The sequence below is a fragment of the Nitrospira sp. SG-bin1 genome (genome assembly GCA_002083365.1).
GTDB lineage: Bacteria > Nitrospirota > Nitrospiria > Nitrospirales > Nitrospiraceae > Nitrospira_D.
In genome coordinates, this window is sequence record LVWS01000045.1 from 29,819 (window position 1) to 48,529 (window position 18,711).

11 protein-coding genes are annotated in these 18,711 nt (G+C 57.0%); 5 read left to right on the forward strand and 6 right to left on the reverse strand.

Annotation, left to right across the window (positions count from 1 at the left end; genetic code table 11):
• Nucleotides 1-60 precede the first annotated feature (60 nt).
• From A4E19_10000 to A4E19_10010, 3 genes are all read left to right on the forward strand, one after another.
• Nucleotides 61-720, forward strand: a complete 660-nt coding sequence (locus A4E19_10000) for a hypothetical protein (protein ID OQW30346.1) — start codon at nucleotides 61-63, stop codon at nucleotides 718-720.
• Between the two features lie 7 nt (nucleotides 721-727).
• Nucleotides 728-1,081 carry a hypothetical protein gene (locus tag A4E19_10005; protein OQW30241.1) on the forward strand — a complete coding sequence of 118 codons (354 nt, stop codon included), beginning with the start codon at nucleotides 728-730 and terminating at the stop codon, nucleotides 1,079-1,081.
• A 187-nt stretch (nucleotides 1,082-1,268) separates the two neighbouring features.
• Nucleotides 1,269-1,961 carry a hypothetical protein gene (locus tag A4E19_10010; GenBank protein OQW30242.1) on the forward strand — a complete coding sequence of 231 codons (693 nt, stop codon included), beginning with the start codon at nucleotides 1,269-1,271 and terminating at the stop codon, nucleotides 1,959-1,961.
• A 272-nt stretch (nucleotides 1,962-2,233) separates the two neighbouring features.
• On the opposite strand, the gene A4E19_10015 is transcribed toward A4E19_10010, so the two are convergent.
• Nucleotides 2,234-2,875, reverse strand: coding sequence for a hypothetical protein (locus tag A4E19_10015; GenBank protein OQW30243.1), 642 nt, complete (start codon nucleotides 2,873-2,875; stop codon nucleotides 2,234-2,236).
• A 419-nt stretch (nucleotides 2,876-3,294) separates the two neighbouring features.
• Between A4E19_10015 and A4E19_10020 the strand changes: the two genes are divergently transcribed.
• A complete protein-coding gene (locus tag A4E19_10020; GenBank protein OQW30244.1) occupies nucleotides 3,295-5,340 on the forward strand; it encodes a universal stress protein in 2,046 nt (681 codons plus the stop codon).
• A gap of 797 nt (nucleotides 5,341-6,137) precedes the next feature.
• Nucleotides 6,138-6,890, forward strand: coding sequence for a hypothetical protein (locus A4E19_10025; GenBank protein OQW30245.1), 753 nt, complete (start codon nucleotides 6,138-6,140; stop codon nucleotides 6,888-6,890).
• A gap of 39 nt (nucleotides 6,891-6,929) precedes the next feature.
• On the opposite strand, the gene A4E19_10030 is transcribed toward A4E19_10025, so the two are convergent.
• The 5 genes from A4E19_10030 to A4E19_10050 all read right to left on the reverse strand — a co-directional run bounded on the left by A4E19_10030 (nucleotide 6,930) and on the right by A4E19_10050 (nucleotide 17,803).
• Nucleotides 6,930-8,888 (reverse strand): hypothetical protein, encoded by a 1,959-nt coding sequence (locus tag A4E19_10030; protein OQW30246.1) that lies wholly within the window; start codon nucleotides 8,886-8,888, stop codon nucleotides 6,930-6,932.
• Between the two features lie 73 nt (nucleotides 8,889-8,961).
• Nucleotides 8,962-11,352 carry a hypothetical protein gene (locus A4E19_10035; protein ID OQW30247.1) on the reverse strand — a complete coding sequence of 797 codons (2,391 nt, stop codon included), beginning with the start codon at nucleotides 11,350-11,352 and terminating at the stop codon, nucleotides 8,962-8,964.
• A gap of 13 nt (nucleotides 11,353-11,365) precedes the next feature.
• Entirely contained in the window at nucleotides 11,366-13,165 is a 1,800-nt protein-coding gene (locus A4E19_10040; GenBank protein OQW30248.1) for a hypothetical protein, read from the reverse strand.
• A complete protein-coding gene (locus A4E19_10045) occupies nucleotides 13,162-16,032 on the reverse strand; it encodes a hypothetical protein (protein ID OQW30249.1) in 2,871 nt (956 codons plus the stop codon). Before A4E19_10045 ends, A4E19_10040 begins: the two co-directional genes overlap by 4 nt.
• 154 nt (nucleotides 16,033-16,186) lie before the next feature.
• Nucleotides 16,187-17,803 (reverse strand): hypothetical protein, encoded by a 1,617-nt coding sequence (locus A4E19_10050; GenBank protein ID OQW30250.1) that lies wholly within the window; start codon nucleotides 17,801-17,803, stop codon nucleotides 16,187-16,189.
• Between the last annotated feature and the right edge of the window lie 908 nt (nucleotides 17,804-18,711).

An 18,711-nucleotide genomic window follows, 5' to 3' on the forward strand; every position in this document is an offset into this window, starting at 1 on the left:
ACATAAGGGTCTCACCGTTGCTCCCGAGATACGATTCACGAACGACGAAGGGCGAAGATGATGGATCGAATACTTGAATCAGAAGTGATGGATGATCCCAAACAGGCTGAAGCCTACGCTCAGGCCGACTTCGCGGATGAGAATCAAGGATTCGTCGATCGCTTCAAAGAATACTTCCCGGAGTTTTCACAGGGACTGGTGCTGGATCTTGGCTGTGGCCCCGCCGATATCCCCATTCGGTTTGCCAAACTCTATCCGGCTTGTCATATCATCGGCGTCGATGCCTCAGCCCCGATGATCCGACTCGGTGAGCAGGCTGTGAAGACAGCTGGGTTGGGTGACCGCATCACGTTGCGATGTGAACGGTACGAAGAGGTGGCCGGCGCGAGAATCGTCGATGCGGTGATTTCCAACAGTCTCATCCATCATCTGCCGAATCCCCTGCAGTTTTGGCAGAAGATCAGACAGTTGGTGAAGCCCGGCGCGCCCGTGCTGGTGATGGATCTGCTCCGGCCCGACTCGCCGGAAGCGGCACAGGCCATCGTCGATCAGTATGCAGCCAATGAGCCGGACATTTTGCGTCGAGACTTTTACAATTCGCTGCTCGCGGCCTTTACAGAAGATGAACTTGGTTCTCAGCTCGCCCGCATGAATCTCACGCGATTGTTGATTGATGTCCCTGATGATCGGCATTGGGTCGTCGGAGGGATCATTTATTGAGGAGCGTATGACAGACAAGATGTGGATGCTCACGGCCAGAAGACAAATTCATCATAGCCTCGCTGGCCCGATTTTCCTGATTCTGAGTACGGTACTTTCTGTGGGTTGTGGAGACCGCGAGACGATCCTCGTGATTGAACAACCCACGGAGGTGCATGCCATCACTCACGCATCTTCTTCTCAAGACCCAAGTACGAACGTTCAGCCGGGGAATGTCATTGCAACCCTAAAGGCAGGCGAGACGGCAAAAGCCGCAGGCGTCTATCACGGTGAGGATCATGACGGTTTCAAGGTCAAGCTTGCCGACGGCACCGAGGGGCTCATCATGGCCGGTGATACCTTCAAGGTTGTGTCGCGGTGAGACCTGCCGGAAGAAGATACTCCAATCACTTTTATCCCTCATGTTTTCTTCGTGAGCTCTGCAAGAAGAATGTGAGCCGGAGGTGGCGCTCAAGTGGGCGTCCTAAGTTCATTCGAAGTGTCAGGCTGCATCTCCGTGCCTCCAGCCTCTTGTGTCCGCCTATCTCCTTCGATTACTGTCACCGCCTATGGAAGAGGAAATCGTAGAATCTCCGGCATCGGACGGGGAGACCGAGAAAGTTGTCATTTATTGGGAGCGGGAATACTCCACCGCCTTTCCGCCGGAACGGCTGAAGTTGGATTTTCATCCGCACCGGCCGATGTTGGGCAACATGACGTTGGACGAACAAAGGGCGCTGGCCGCCAATGGGTACAAGGTGTTGCCGGACGACTGTGGACCGGTTCGAACCGTGGGGAACTACGGCTGGTTGATCCGCTGTCCGGCGGATGTGAAGTTGCGCCGCACCGCGTCAGGGGTTCAGTGGCAATCGCCGCCGATCGCGCCGGAAGAGCGGCTGCTCGGGTACAAGACCTTCTCCGGCATGTATGTCGACTTGATCCTGAACAGCGGCTATCCCAAGCTCTGTTGTGGAGTCCGATTGTACTATCCCAAGCAGATCGGGTTGATGATGAAGGATCTGCCCAACCACTTCTATCATCATCCGGACCGTACGTTCAGCGTTTGGGAAGGCATCAAGACGCAGGAGTACAAGCGCACGCCGAATCACTACGCGTGGTTGCCCGATTACGAAGCCTTCACGGCCAATTTTCTTTTACAGTTGCACAAACCCACGACGATCAAGCGGGGCGATCCCATCGGTGTGATCTTGCCCGTTCTCCTACCGAAACAGTTTGAGCTCCAAGAAATTCAGCCTCCCTGAACCGCTTCGGAGAAGCGGCAGCTCAGTCCCACCTCACGTCAGACTGATCGAGTCTCTACGCTCGACTCAACCCGGAATCGTTCGCTTTCCGATGGGTGACTATGACAGTGGAAATCAAGGTGTTGAATCAGCTAATCGGCAATGGTCTGGGTCATCCGTAGGAAATCCGGAAGGAAAACCGTTGTCGAACATGAGAGCTCGGTGGGCTTTTCATCCTTCGAAGGTCCCTAGGGAAGTAGCCCGCTATGTGCGGCGTTGAAGGGGTTGGCCGACTACATTTCGGATTCAATCGCACCTCGCCTCACGTCGCGCAGCAGTCGCTCGACGATCAGTCTCATAAAAAAGAAGCCGAGCTTAGGATTCTGATAGTACAGGTGGTACATCATCTCATCGGTCATCTTGTAGAGCTCGCAGTCGGTATCACAGACCACGGTCATGGTGCGTACCTTCTCACCTGAGAAGAGTCCGATCTCCCCGATCAACTCGCCGGGCTCGATGTAGTGGTTGACTTCCTGCAGCCTGAGTCGTCCCGCGGCCACGTAGACAATTTCGCGGGCCTTGTCCCCTTTCCTGAACAGCACGTCCCCGGCTTTGTGTTTCTTGAGATGCATATGCGGCAACAGCCATTCCGAAATGGGTGATTCCACGGTGGCCAGTTCGATTTGCTTCGTCAGCCGAAGGATTTCACTCAGCCGTTTGGCATTCACCGGTAACAGGATCATGTTCAAAATGTTTTCCGGCATCCAGATCAACTCCATGATGTCGAAACGCGCGTGCAGCAGACCGAAGATAAGGAACAAGACATTGCTGGCCAAGGCCAGTACCCGCAAAGACACCATGTCTTTCTGATAGTGACTGGCGAGATAAAACGCACCGCCGAGGAAACCGATGGCTGTGGCGATGTCAAAGTGCATGGATCGGGACCTTCCTAGTGATGGCCATTGCGAGTCGTTCGAGAGACTATCGTGACGTCGTTGTCACGGCGGTGGCCATCAATGGGTACTCTACCCGCAGAGACCTTTATTCACGCCGTTTAAAAGAACCCGCGTGTGGTCCCAATCTAGGGAATCACTGTCGCTTGAAAGATAAGCAGGAAGTGTTTGAATGAGCATGACCGGCTCGGCGCTATGATAGCGCTAATGATGGAAGAAAAGAAATCAGATCCGCAGGGAGGGCGATTGTCGGTTCTGCACATGCGCTCGCTCCGAAACTCGTGAATTGATTTTGAGAGAGGTTCTCGTCATACTTCACGCCCAATCCTCGCCGGTGAGCTTTATAAAGGTCTAGATAGATTGTGAACGATCAGTCTCTGAACAACGCCATACGACGTGTCATGGTGGGCACCGACCGCTCCAAAACGGCCGAGCAGGCTGTGCTCTGGGCTGCTCGATTCGCTGACCGCTATGGTGCGGACTTGTTCGTGGTGCAGGTCATCTTGCCGCAGCACCCATCTACCACGGAATTCGGTACAGCGGAACACACGCGAGCGGCGGCTGCAAAGCATGAACTGACGGATTATGTCAGTCAGCTTGTCGGGGAGCGCGGACATGCGTCCGTCGTCATGGATGAGGACCCGGCGTTGGCCATCGTTCGCGCCGCCGAGCAAGAAGCCATCGATGTCTTAGTGGTGGGGAATTCGGGCATGGCGGGGAGAAAGGAGTTTTTGCTCGGGAACGTTCCGAACCGCATCAGTCATAATTCCCGTTGCACCGTGATCATCGTGAATACTCAGCTGTTAGCCGATGCGCCACTTGCGGACGCCGCCCCACTTAGTTCCTCCCACACCGACCCTCCCGTTTCTGAACCTCACATGGGGGCCCGAGCAGTCAAAATCGCCACCGTGATGGCGAAGCACGGCATACAAGAATTCTTGAGCCAACCCGATCAATCGGATCTCGCGACACGTCGTCAGCAAGCCAAGCGTCTCCGAGCCGCACTGGAAGAACTGGGTCCTACCTTTTCGAAATTGGGGCAGGTGTTGTCGACGCGTCCGGATCTTCTTCCTGCGGAATACATCGAAGAACTTGCGATGTTGCAGAGTCACGTCCCCCCGATGCCCGAGAGTGAAGTCGTGCGCGTGGCTGAGCAAGAATTACGGGTGCCGTGGGAAGATGTGTTCGAATCGATCGATCCCAAGCCGCTCGCGGCGGGAACCATCGCTCAAGTGCATCGGGCGACACTCGAGACCGGTGATCGGGTGGTCGTCAAGGTTCAGCGGCCTACGGCACGAGCCGAAATTGAACAGGATCTGGCTCTCCTGAAGGTTTTCGCACAGAAAGTCGGCAAGCGTCCCGCGCTGAATCAAGTGGTGGATATGGAGGCCGTGTTCAAACACCTCTCCACGTCGCTTCAGCGTGAACTCGACTTCCGTCAGGAAATCGAGAACATCGGCCGGATGCAGATGGTGCTCGCGGACTACGATCGATTAGCGGTCCCTTCCGTGCATCGGGATCTGTCGACCGGACGATTATTGGTGATGGAAGAGATTCAGGGTAGTCCGATCGCACAGGCACCGGACGGGCCAGAACGCGTCGAGGCCGCGCGTCAACTCTTGGAAAGTTTCTACAAGCAAATCATCGTCGAGGGTTTCTTCCATGCCGATCCTCACCCCGGCAATCTCATGTGGTGGAAGGACCGGATCTACCTCTTGGATTTCGGAATGGTCGGGGCGGTGGATGCCAATGTGCGCGAGCATCTCTTGTTGCTGCTGATGGCGTTGTGGAAAGAAGATACGGTGTTCCTGAGCGACATCATCCTGATGATGGCCGGCTCTCTTGATCGTAGCGATCTGGACGTGCCTCAGTTTCAGAATGACATCGGCGAAATGATCTCAAAATACCGTAAAGCGGTTCTGGCCGACATGCAAATCGGACCGCTGCTCCAGGAAATGAGTGCGATCGGGGTTCGACATGGAGTTCCACTGCCGGCGTCATTGACCCTTGCAGCCAAGGCGCTCGCGCAGGTCCAACTCGCGACCGCGCAGCTTAATCCTCAGCTCGATCCGTACGGTGTGGCGGGAAAATTCTTGATGCGATTGATGATGAAACGTATGGGCGCCGCCCTGGATCTCAAGGCGCTGGTGTATCAGTCGCAGAAGTTGAAAGTACGCGCCGAGCGGGTCATCGAAGCGATTGAACACCTCATCGGCGCCCGCCCCGGCCAGAAGCTGGTCGTCAACTTTAAGGCGAATTCACTGGAGGATACCGTTCGCCGTGCCGGTCGGCGTCTCGCCGTGGGGCTGACCGCTGCCGCCAGTATTCTCGCCAGCGGACTCACGGTCACCTCAGCAACGGCTGCGGATTGGGTCCCAGTGTCGTTCGGGATCGTCGCCGGGCTGCTGATCGTTGGATTGGTTCTCGATCTGATGCGTGGGCGCTAACCTCGAGCCGTTCTCCGAACCATCCTCCACGATCATGGTTTTGCTCCACCGCTCTTGACCGAACGGAGGATCATACGTTCGAGCAGGTAAGCAAATACCGACATCCCAAGGGATATCAGCCAGAATTCCAATCGTCCTACAAACGATCGAGGTTTCATCCTCGTGCTCCTCGTCGGACCATTATCATTGACGGCCTCGCCGCTCGCAATAGGAGATTGATTCATCCGACGGTTTTCTTTGGCACATCTCGACGGTAGTGCTTGCCAACCAGGTGAATCGAATTAGATGCATATTGTCGTATCTCTTCGGATTCACCTCCGTTCCTGATGCTTTAAACCACCGCGTCAATTTTTGAACCAGTCACGCTAAGGGATTGATAACTGAAGCGACCCTTGCAAAGCCTTACGTCCATCAGTAGGGACGACACAGGAATGAGTTTTGCCCGTCGGGTTTCAGAGGATAGGCAGACGAGGGAAGCCCCACCCCGTTGGCCAAGCAATCCTGACCAGACTTATGGGCGTGGCTATCGATCGATTTGAAGTGAGATTCACAGCTTCTCCTTATCCCACTGGGCTTGGTGGATTCTCTCAGAATATAAGCGTATATTGACCGTCTAAACCTTATGTTCTAGTAGCGCTTCTTAAGGTGAGAAATGGGGTTTTGCGTAGATGTCCATTGAATCGTTCATGTACGGATCAGCGTCGACTCAAAAAAATACCTGCGTTCAGCGACCGTATTCGGTCTGACGGGCGCAAAATATCTCCTGAATTTAAGGAGCCAAACAAAGGAGCGATCATATGAGACTCTTCACGATCATCAGTATCGTCGCAGGTCTCGCATTACCGCCACCATGGGTTTCCCTGACGGAGGCGCAAGAAAAAGCGGCTCAACCTGTTGCCTCCCAACCCAAGCCCGAGTCGGTGATAAGACCGCTGGTCTATGTTCCTCCAAGAAAGGGGGCTCCGGCGCCTGGACTCAGAAGAGGAGGGGGGACGCGCGGTACGAACAAGAGCCTCCCGATGATAAGCCTGTTGGCTCCGGACCACGTGGGATTCACGCTTCATGAGCAGCCGGTATTATTTTGGTTCACCCCGACGAACCACAACCTGTCCTATGAGTTCACGCTGATCGCCGAGAACGCCGAGGCTCCTATCATAGAAACAAAACTTCCAATCCCGGCCAGAGCCGGTGTTCAGCAGATCAGGCTTGCCGACTACAAGGTGAAATTATCACCAGGAGAGCGGTATCAATGGTCGGTGGCATTGGTGATGGATCCCGAGGAGCCGTCCGCCAATGTTGTCGCGAAGGGAGCGATCGAACGAGTCAATCGTGACAAACTGGAACGGCCTCTGCCCAATGACGCTGACAAGGCGGATGCGCCGAGGCGTTATGCTGAAGCAGGTGTGTGGTACGATGCGCTCATGGCCATTTCCGATCTGATGCAATCAAGCCCGGCCGATGCGGAACTGCGTCAACAGCGTGCAGTGTTGCTGGAACAAGGGGGACTTGGGGAGGTGGCTACCAGTATACAACACATGCGCACACCGTAAGCCTGAGCGCGTCATGTGAAAAATGAGCACGTGTGCGCGCTACCCGCCGTGAACGCCGGTCTTGAGGTTACTTTCATCTGCCGGTCGGACAACACGGTATGCCAACAAAGGGTGGCTTTTTCCTTTGAGACGTACTTCTCCGATGCTGTCCAATAGAAAGCGGTCATCGAGCAGTTGAGCCGTAGTCTCGCTGATCAAAATCCGACAGGGCCGACGGCCCTCTGGCTCTGCCACAGCCTCTCTACCGAAGTTTTCCAGGTGCGCTGCGGCATTGACCGTGTCACCGATGGTGGTGTACTTCATACGCTGGATGCTCCCTACACATCCCGCCAGCACCGGCCCTGTATGGATTCCGATTCGCATGCCCACCGTCGGAAGGCCGGTCCGCGCATGTTTCTCGTTCAGCCTGAGCATCTCGCCCTCCATCGCCAGCGCGCACATGACGGCGTTGATCGCATCCCTGGACACATCTTCATCGGATTCTCGCTTCAGCGGGACGCCGAAGTCCGCCTTAATTGAATCGCCTCCATAGTCGTCGATCACTCCTCCATGGCCCATGATGACCTTTGTCATGGTATCCAAGTAGGAATTGATCCAGTTCATCAAGGCGGGGGGGGACATCGTTTCCGAAGCGGCCGTATACCCTTTGAAGTCCATGAACAGCACAGTGGCGACGAGTTCCTGCGGCCGCGGGCGTCCGCCTTCGAACAATTGGTCTCTTTCCTGCCATATCTTATCGGCGACCTCACGGGAGACGTGTCGTGAAAACAGTTGCATCAATATGGTGCGGTCCTTCCGTTCCCTGGCCAGAGTGGAGGCCACGACCATGACGATCGACAGAAGCCAGCTGACACCCGCAGGAATTCCCGGTGCCCACCACCCGAAGGCGAAGACTGTGTAGACCGACAGGGTGATCGTGACAAGCCCGCCGACGGCAATAAGGGAATATCGCCACATGGATCGTACCAAGATTCCGAATGCTCCACCGAGTAGCCCCCATGCCAGGATCCAGGCGATCTCGGCGGATTCGGTCATCGCTTGGATGGGCCGACGGCCGTCGAGCGCAGCGGCGAGTAACTGCTCGGTGATGATGCCGTGCATGAAGACTCCCGCGAATTGGTCGGCGCCATGTACGCCATAGGGGACCGGGATATGGAACACATCCGGCACGCTTTCGGCCGTCACGCCGATCATAACGATGCGGTCGGTGAGATGACGGGCGCCAATCCGGCCGACAAGCAGGTCGGTCAGCGAAAACGTGTCGAGCGTCTGGCGTGCCGCACCAAAATCCAATAGGATCTGGTAGCCGGCATCGTCTGCATTCACGTAGCCCCCGTCTGAAGACGTGAACGGCTGTAGCGTCGTTCGCCCCAAGCGAATCCATTCCGGCACCGCCGGGTCCGGTTCAGGGACAATGCCGTCCTGTGCCAGATACAGCATGGCAAGCCTCAGAGGAAAGGCATACGCGACATCATCGCCGTCGTCTTGAAAGAGCAAGGCTCGGCGGATGATTCCGTCCGGATCGACGAGGATGTCGTTGAATCCGACTTGCGTGCTGCCTTGTAGCACCGGCGGGGGAGGGATGCGGGAAACGGTACCGCCGCCCAGCTGCGAAATCATGATGACGTGGGAATGTTTGGGAAGCAGCGCGGTAAGTTGGTCATGTCCCGGCGGAACTTCGATGTCGCGATACAGGTCCACGCCGATGGCCCGCGGCTGGTATTCGACAAGGAGCCGGAGGGCCTGCGCAAGGGTCTCATCCGTGATCGGCCACCGTCCCTGTCGACGAATGTCCTCCTCGGAGATCGTAATGTACGTGATGTGCGAATCGCCGACCGTTGTTGCCGGTCGCGAACGGAGCAGCGAATCATAGATATTCAGTTCAAACTGTTGAAGTAGGCCGGTACTCCGCATTCCGAGGACGACCAGTCCGCAAAGAAGGCCGGTCACCAGGCTCATGGCCGGCGATAGATACAGGGATTTCAGGACGCTACGCATGGAGGCGATACACGAGTACGAATCCGGCAAGCCTGTTCATCAAAAGTAATTAGGCGCCCGTACTGTATCCCATTTACAGCCAGTTGTTCAGCAGAAGAAACGGGGCCCAATAAATCGGATGTTGGAAATCTGGATTCTCCATCAATTTCAGCTGGGCTTGGCGAAGGGCCTGCGCCTTGGACAGGGCGGGATTCTTCAATTGGCGGTAAAACTCGACGACTAACGTCGATGAGGCTTCGTCGCTCACGAACCAGAGCGTGGCGAGTGCGCTCCGGGCGCCCGCTTTGATCGCGATTCCCGCCAAACCGAGCGCCGCTCGGTCGTCGCCGGCAGCGGTCTGGCAGGCGCTCAGACTGAGCAGCTCGAGCGGTTGGTCTCGAAACCTAAAAAATCCCACGACCTGGCTCAGTCGGTCCATCGTGAGTTTTTCGTCGAACGTCAGCAAAAAGCTCTTCTTCGCGTCGCGCTCGAATTTTCCGTGGGACGCAATATGCACGATCGTGAACGGATTCTCCTTCATCTCTCGTTCGAGCTGAGGGACACGAAAGTCTTGGTTCAAGAGTCGATGCGTTTTGTAAAGCCCGCCGATCGCTTCCAACTCTCCCGCCGCGTTCGGGAGCGGCGGGAACCCTTGAACGCCTTCCGTAAGTCCGGCGGAGAGTAGTTGGATCCGTTCGCGACCGAGCGGCTTGGGATCGGTAAGATTCAGTCCGGGAGTCGTCGCCAGCGCATATTTGGTGACGAGGAACTGCTTGCCATCGTGCAGGGCCGAGAATGGAATCATGCGGAGCGGACCGTCCGGCACGATCACCAGCGTGTCGATGTCGAACTTCGCGAACTCCGGTTCGAGGGGACGCAGTAAGAGATCGTAGAGACGCTGGCCTTTGCGAAGATATTCGCGGGTCGTTTCCTTTTGCAGCAATCTCCGGAAGGCCAGGGCTTCCTGCTTGAGTTCCTCTTGGGCGACGGCCACGGTGACACGGTGCATCCCGTCCGGCAGGCTGACCAGCAGCTCCGTTCGATCCGGCAAGATGATGGGATAGACGATCGCCGCCTGGCGCGAGACATCCTCCAGCCTCGTCTGGCGGGTTTGGAATGCATCGACGCACTCGTCGGCAAAGTAGTCGCGCAGCTCGGCCGTTTTGAACAACTCGATGGCCTCGCGCGCCTTGATCAGATAGGGCTGGGCTTCCGCCCCTGTCGCGGCCGAACTTGAGCGTCGGAGCAGCAGGTCCGCCAGCTCGAAATACAGCCGACCGCCGGCGTCCCTGAATGACGCGGCCGCCGGCGCAGTGCCGGTTGCCATCTCCGGACGCAATGTTTGCACGAGGTCGGCGGCGCGTTGATAGGACACGATCGCTTGATCGATCCGGTCCTGAGCCTTCAGGACACGACCCAATTGCCATTCCCACTGGTACAGGGATTCCGGAGCATGCACCTGCTGGGCATAGCCGATGGCAAGTCGCGTCAGCAGCAGTGCTTCATCATGGCGCCGGTCCAGCTCATACAGATGGCCCCGATGCCCGAAGGCATACGAGGCGGCGCGCCCGTCACCGAGAGCCTTGGCGACCTCGCCGGCTTTTTCGAGGGTCGCGGCGGATTGCAGATGCGAGCCGCCTGTATCCGGGGATGTGGCGTGGAGGCTTTCGAAGCCCAGGCCGATGGCAATCAGATTGTAGACTTTGTCGTGCGAATCAGGCAGGCGATGCGCCAGTGTCAGCGCCTCATCGAACAGTTTCCGCGCCGATGCCCACTCCCCCATCCGGGCCGCCGTTTTGCCGCCGTTGATCGTCGCCGTCGCCGCCAGTGTCTCGGCATGCGCCGAGATCGCGAGGAGCCGCGCTTCCGAGTAAGAAGCCAGCGCCTCTTGGTCCTGCTGGAGCGCGCTCTGGACGGTACCGATCGAATGGACGATCGAGGCGACACGAATCTGATCGTCCGCATCACTCGCCAGCTGTTTGGCATGCTGAAGCGTTTCCAACGCGGCATCGGAACGTCCTCCGGCCAGATAGGCCTGACCAAGCAGTTCCATCGCCGTCGCCTGGCGGGAATGGTCACGCCCCTGCGTAAGCACGACGGCCACATCAAGAGTCTGGGCGGCACGGTTATGGAAACCCAGCGACAAATAGGCTCGCGCGAGCGCCATACGGGCATCGCTTTCTTCCACAACGCGCCCGGTCTCGTGATAGGACCGGACCGCTTGTTGCCAGATCTCGGCCGCCTGCTCGAAGGCGCCGCGTGTGAAGGCGTCGTACCCTTCGTGCAGCAGGGACCCATGGGGAAAAGCGGGCTCGGTGTCCGCCTGATGAGCCGGCGCCGAAGAAGAGATCAGCAACGAGAAACACCATGCCGCAAGGGTGACACCGATTTTTATGACCGCGGCATGTCTTCCGGGATGGACAAGGGGGCACGAGGACGCGACGGTGGAGCTGTGCGGAAGTGATTGGTGCTTATTCATGGCCATCGTCTCCTCACATTCAAAAGGGCTGCAGGACCAGCTGCAGATGGATCCCATGGTCTTGCAAGTTGCCGGTCGTGCTATACGGCGGATCATTGGCTCCCGAACCTCGCAACCGATAGCCCCAATAGATTTCAAAGTAGCCTTGATTCTTGGGGAGGAAGGCGGTCCGCAGGCCCACCCCCACGCTCATGAGGCTCTTTGGAGATTCTGTCGAGCTCTTGGCGGCCCAGGCTCTCGCATAGTCGAAAAACGGGGCCACTTGGATCAAATCCTCCCTCGCTCCGAACAGCCACCGGGAAACGGGAAAACGCGGCTCAATCGAGAGGAGAAACGCGTTGTCCCGCAGCAGGGTGATCTCTCGGTAGCCGCGCACGCTATATCGCCCGCCGACAGGCACCTGTTCGAGAGGAAACAAGCGATCGTTCGTCAGCTGCAAGTCGATTCGACCCAGCAACTGAGTGCCTGCATACTGCTCAAATCGGCGCAATCCTTGAAGTTGCCCAACCCAAGAGAAATACCGGCCATCGGCCACCGGGCCGGAATTGGTCGTCGCATCCAGCACGTCCAACCCGACGGAAAAACGGGAACGCGCACCGAACAGGAAATCCTGTGTCCGATAGGTCCAATCTTGAAGAAACCGCAAGGCGGCCACGTTCGCGACGCCGTTCTGATATCCGGCGAAGAAGTCGAAGGGCTGGCCCAATAGTAAATTCTTGTTGTACAGATATTCGCCTTGCACGCCGACATTCACCAAATGACTAAGCGTGCGATACACAGGCTGTTGCAGCGTGACACTGAAGATCTCGGTATGTCCTTCGATGTCCAGCGTTCGAAAGGGTTCGGTGACCACCTCGAAGTCGGAACGGCGGTAGGAGACGGCCAGGGTAGTATCGTAGGGAGTGATCGGCAGCATATACGAGACGTTGATCAGCGGCAACACGCCGGTCGTGCCGTTGATGGGAAGCGATTGTCCGTAGGTAAATTGGAAACGGTCTCCGTTGCCCGTTAAGCTTTCGTGAACGATCGTCGCCAGGCCGCGTTCAGCGCGCACAGCCGGCGATTGGTGGTTGTTGAAATCCAGCCAGGCTCTGAACGGTCGAGGCTCCGAGACTTTCACATGCAACTCGCTCTGCCCCGGCTTCACGCCCCGGCGAAGCTCGGCATTGAGGCGTTGGACATGTGGATCTTGCTGGAGGAGCTGCAACCGCTCTTGCAGCGTGTAAATATTGATCGGCGGTCCAGCGCCGAGGGCGATCCGGCGCCGGTAATAACCAGGCCACAACCACCGGGCGCCTTCAACGCTGATCTCCGCCAACCGGCCTTCGATGATGTGGATTCGGATGATGCCGTTCGTCACCGCTTGATCGGGAATGACTGCGCCGGACGTGACGTAGCCCCGCTGGACGTAGAGCAGCGTCACCGCGGTCCGTAGGCTTTCCAGGTCCTCGGTCGTGACCTCGCGGTTTAAGTACGGCGCGGCGATGGTGTGCAATTCTTGCGACGTGACGACCGTATGGCCGTCGAATTGGAATTCCCGCACGAAGACTTTGACGGGGGGAAGAGCCTCTTGCCCTTCGGTGAGGGGTACGGGCACGGCCGGCTCGATCGGAAGAGGCTTCGGGGCGACCGGCTCGTCTTTCAGCGAGGGGATATCCCGGGATCGCCCCCCCGGATCGGAAATCGGAGGCAGGAACACTTGCGCGGACACGGATTGAGCCGCGAAGCAAGCCACCATGACGATCCCCATGCCCCAAGACAACCGCCTATGAGTCGCACGCGCGGAGCCTTGCTGCACCGCTCGATGGAGCGTCCTCATGAAGCACAGGCACCGTGGTCCGAGAAACGGATGATCGACGAGGGTTGCTTGTGCTCCGGCATTCGGCGCAACTGGATCCCCGAGAGGCCGGTCGAGCCCTTGGCCTGTCGTTGCCGAACGGTGGCGGAAGTGATGGGCAAATACGGACCGGCAAGCAAGCCGTCGGGTCCGGCAGGGATGCCGTCACGCCCTCGCTCGACGAAGCTGCTGGTCTCTCCCTGCGCCAGCCTGGCCGCGCAGGCGGCGCGCAATAGGGCTTGAACCGCCAGTAATGATTCCGGGAGCCGCGCGACCACGCTGGAGAGGTTGTTGATCGGGGCGTTGATCTGCACCGTGCCGCTGACTCCAAGCGTGGACGAGGCATCCACGAGGCTGGCCGGATCGGCAAGAAAGAGGCCGGCTGTCACGTTGATCGCGCCTCCGTCGCCCGCAAACGCTTGGGCCAAAATCTGGCTGCCTTTCAGGACCACGAAATCAGGATCGATCGAGATATTGCCGCCGTTACTGTCTCCTTCAGCACCGGCGACGGAGGTACTCACGTGGCTGTCGATCAACCGGATCATATCCGGCGCGTTGATGGTGACTTGACCGCCGCTGGCTGCAATCGCTTCGGTCGTGATTGAGCTATTGTTCAAGACCACCTTCGAGCCACTCTGAATGGTAATGTTACCCGCATCGCCGGCGGCACCAACCTCGGTCCCCTTGCTGCTGCTCGAGATTTCAGAACGGTTTGCCAGCGTCAGACTCTCGGCCGTGATTGTAATGTCGCCTGCCCGTCCCGTACTGAAGCGCGCCTCCTCGCTTCCACTTTGGCTACGAATTCCAGCGCTGTTCGTCAGATTCACCTTCCCGCCCTGTATCACCACGTCTCCCCCTCTCCCACCGCTTTCGCTGGACGTGCCGGTATCGATGGAACCCTTGTCCATGGTCAACTCATCAGTTGTGATGGTCACCTGCGCGGAATTCTCGGCGAAAGATCGACTGAATATCTGCCCCTCCGCAGAAATCACGACGGAGTCGGCTGTGACGGTCACCTTTCCCGCCGGCCCCGCTGATGAGGAACTGCCTGCCGCGATCGCGGCTCCATTCGTGATGGTCACCGTGCCGGCATTCACGGTGATATCGCCTGGCACGCCAGCGGAGGAATCCGTAATGATACGTGTATCGGGGCCGGAGAGCTGCACAGAACCGGCCAGGCTTCCCGGTCCGGCCAGTCCTTGCACCGTCACCATTCCACCAGCTGCAGGGATCAGATCTTCACTGCTGGTGATACTCGAAATAGTTGCACCATCGACCACGCGTAGTTGCCGGACGCTCACTACAATGTTTCCGCCCTGACCGGTCCCACCGGTGGACGAACTGATGCTCGAAGCCCCATTCAAGTCCAGGGAGGCGGCTCTGATGGAAATCCCTCCACCGTTCCCACCTGTTGACGACGCGTCGCTGGTGATGCGACTGCCCCCTGAAAGCACCACGGAGTCGGCCGCGCTGTTCGCTCCTTGGGTTGTTCCCTGAATGGTCACATTCCCGCCCACTCCGGTGACATCCACGAGTCCATCACCGTCCAAATCGGTTCCCGTGTTATTGATGCTGGCGATTCGCGATCCGCCGGAGTCACCACCCAGGAGTTGCAACGTCTTCACATTCAAGAAGAGATCCCCTCCCACCTGGCCAAGTTCAGCATTCCTCGTCGCAATAACCGACGAGTTCTCGAGCGTCAGATTATCGGCTGTCAGATGAATGTTCCCCCCGCGGCCCGGCCCGGACGTTTCCGTGATCAGAAACGATCCATCCGCCAGACGAACATGTGAGGCGATGAGCTGTAAGTCGGCGCCAGGATCTGATCCCGAATTCGACGTGCTGAGGGAACTGCCGCCACGGAGTTCTATCGTATTCCCGGGGGCTGGATTTTCTGACGTGGAGAGCGTGGCATCGTTGATGGAGAGTACAAGTTGCCCGCCTTTGATGAAAACCGTGCTTGCCCCATGCACGTCGATACTGGACCCCGACGCAAGGGCCACCGAACCGTATGAGGTAAACGAAGTCCCATCCGTATTGGGAAGCGAACCGAGCGTCGTGGCATCGAATTCGCCTGGCGACGCGGCCGTCGCCAGCTTGATGTTGCCGCCTGGCACAGTCAGGTTGGCCCCGCCTTCGATCACAACCTTTCCGCCGACTAATGAGATCGTTTGCCCTGAGGGAACGGAGAGTGCACTGCCCTGGACTGTGATCGTGGCATTCGGATCGGGCGCCGTGAGAAATCCATATCCAGCAGGGGAGGCGGAGAGAAATTCAAAGGCGGACGAGTTGATGGTCAGGATGCTGTTCGCCAAGCCGTCATTGGTGGGGTTGGCATAAAAATATGCGCCATTAAAAAGACCGTCGAGTAATCGTATGTACTGCGCTGTCGTAAAACTGACCGATCCACCGACGTTGAGCGACGCCCCCGGGCCCAAGACGATGCCCGATGGATTCATCAAAAATAAATTGGCGCTGCCGAACCCGGTGGTTTGAATCGTGCCATCGATGTTTGAGATGGTGCCGCCCGTGACACGACCGAGGATGTTCGACGTTGGAAGACCCGTATTGTTGGAAAAGTTGCCGATATCCCCTCCGCCCACACTGAAGTTGCCAAAACTGTGGAAGAGGTTGGGGCCGTTGTCTGGTCTGGTGCCCCCAGTGATATTGAACGAATTGCCAGCGTGATTAACCTGGGTATTTAGACCGGAGGAGGTAATGTTCGTGGTCACCTGTGCGTCACCGACTGATGGTGACAACGAAATCAGTTCCATGATGAGGAGGCACGCCCACAGAACAGCCTGCTTCCTGGACGTAGGAATTTGCAACGGCGTCTTGCGTGCATCCATATTCTCCTCCCGTTCGTGGCAAAGGGAGCAGCGATCGCTGCTCCCCACTTCGCTGTGAAAAAACCGAAGCGTGTTCGTATCCGATAGAGCCCGCGCCTTGCATGCCGACTCTCGTTGCGACTGTGCCACGGCCCTACGATGGAACCGGAGCCCTCTAATCAATCACCGGCGGCACGCAAAGACCTGCAGTACCTTCAGTCACATAGCCACGAATTACTCCGTTAAGGAACTGATCATTGTCGTCCCAGCCCCACCCGTAGCGGTGATCCAAGGACAAGTGATTCTGGCAGCCGGAGTCGCTGCAAGCGTTGTCTGGCTGTAATCCCGGAGGAATGGTATTCCCCCAGTTCGCAAACATGTCATTAACTGGACCATTATTCCAGAACATGCCTTCGCCGTTGATCCACTGCCAACCACCACCAGGCTCTGACGATTCACTTGTCTGGAGTCCGCCAATCCAGTACTGCTGAGCAGGTTCGGCTGGGAACTCACTTGGGTCCGGTAACAGGCCATTGACAATCGCCTGTTCAGCCGCCGACGTGATGGTGGCCAAGTCGCAGCTATTCCCCCCTGTGCTCAGACCTTGGGCCGCCTCTCTTGCCGAACCCCAATTCAAGCCGGGCGCGTCGATCACCGCGTAATAATGAAGGGGTGCGGGAACTCCTGGGGAAGAGTTGTCCGATATGATAACCAACCCATCGGCGGCCTGCTCCACCGCTGCATGAAAAGTGACAACATTCGCTCCCGGACAGTTTGGATCTGAAGGGGGGGTCTGTGTCGTAAGAATAATCCTTTCCAAATAGCTTATTAAGTCGACTATGTATTCGCGTAAATCTGGTTTGCGGATGTGGGGGAGAAGAACTTTAAAAACACTAACCGCGAACTTTAGAAATTTGACCTGTTTGAGTTCCTCTGCGCTGAACGTTAGGCTGCATGATGCGCCAAATACATCGAGCGGCCCGGACAGTACTTTCAGTGTGTCCGGGCCACTGATCGTGGCCACCAATTTTTGCGTGACGGTCGGTCTGCATGCTCCCGTTGCGCTGGCACTACTGCAGTTAAATTGCGGATAGCTTGGGTCTTCCATTCCCATGTCGAGGTTGTTGAGACCGCCCCAGTTGATGTCGGCCGTGGCAGCGGGGCCAGCGATTGTAAAAGTCAGCGGGCTGCGATTTTTGGTACCACTTGTACTCAAAATGTTTACGCTCGTCGAGCCACTAAAGATTCCCGTCCCCGTTAAGGTTACTTTATTGTTGACTGGGTCGGACCCGCTGTTCGCATTGAACTCGCCGGCACTCCTCAGGGCCCATGTAGTAAGCCCGGCATTAGCCGTATTGATGGTGGCACCCGTGGGGCCGTCAGTGGTGGCGTTAAATGTATGCTTTACCGTTAATGTCAGAGTATGTACTTCGGTGTTCGGCCAGGAGCCTACTGGGACCAATTTGAACCCGGTGGGCGACATCTTATCCAGGCCATTCTTGTCGGCGATCCGCACCCTCGGCGTACCGTTCGGATCGAGCCTGTACTGTCTGCCATTGGTGCCGGTGACCACTTGACCGGTAGGAATGGTGTAGCAGTAGTTATAGCCTGTGACACATGTCGATGATAATGTTGTATTGATCGTCACCACGGTCCCGCTATCCAACTGGAGCGTGATCGTCGGTGGACTCGACGCCGGCGCGGCTTCAGAAGACAGCGGAGCGACCACAGCTCCCAGCACTCCGACGATCAGTAGACTTCGCATGAATCCCACCCACCGGAGATAGTTCATAGGGACCTCCCAGGTTAGAAGACTCGTTTCGCGGAAAGTCTTTCTGTTTCTTGCGCCTGTCGGCGGTTTCCAGATCCAGTCGTGTTTGCGCTCAAAGGTTGAGCGATTGCGTTGGGAGCGTTTTGAGCAGTAACCCCGGCAGGGTTAGTCCCGACACCTGCAGCGTCCTGAAGAAGGTAGCCGGCGTTTCGCTCGGTAGAGGAATAGGAATGGGCTCCGATGGGAGTAATGACGGCTGCAGGTACTCCCACTATCTGAATCAAAGTCGAAGGTGAGTCTGTACCTGAATGAGCCGGTGTCAAGAAAAGCCCGCCGATCAGGAGACCCATTGCCACTTGAAGCCATCCTTTCGATCGCGTCAATAGGCCGTCAATATTGTTGACACAAGTAAATGCAAGGAATACGAATAAAATACCAGTATAGACCGAGCGATTGAGGCCGGGACTCTCACATGCACTGCAAGCATTTTCAACCCCTACGAAAGAGTGAAGGCTATTATGCCTTCCACGATGACTTCATCACTGCTTTCCAAAATGGTCTTGTAAAGGTGAGCAAGCATAAGATGGCCGCTTCCGAGTAGCGGCTGGGTGCGCAGGAAGCGAGCCTGAATTGAATTGTTGGTATTTCTGAGGATTTCGAGGCTGCGGAACGGTTAGGCGATGCAGGTGAACTGAATTGTGCTCAAACAGATTCAGAATCTTTTTGGATACTCTGAATCTTTATGGATGCACCCAAGCTGATCAGCGTGACCCAAAAGCCGTGTCTTGACGAGGCTTAATAAATAAATAATGGACTCGCAGTGGACTCTTTACATCAGAAAGCCAAGCACTGGACAATGACAGAGGGAAGACCAGTATGGTATGGTAGCACCTCCGGCTGGGGCATGATGTAAGTGATCGCAAGATCCT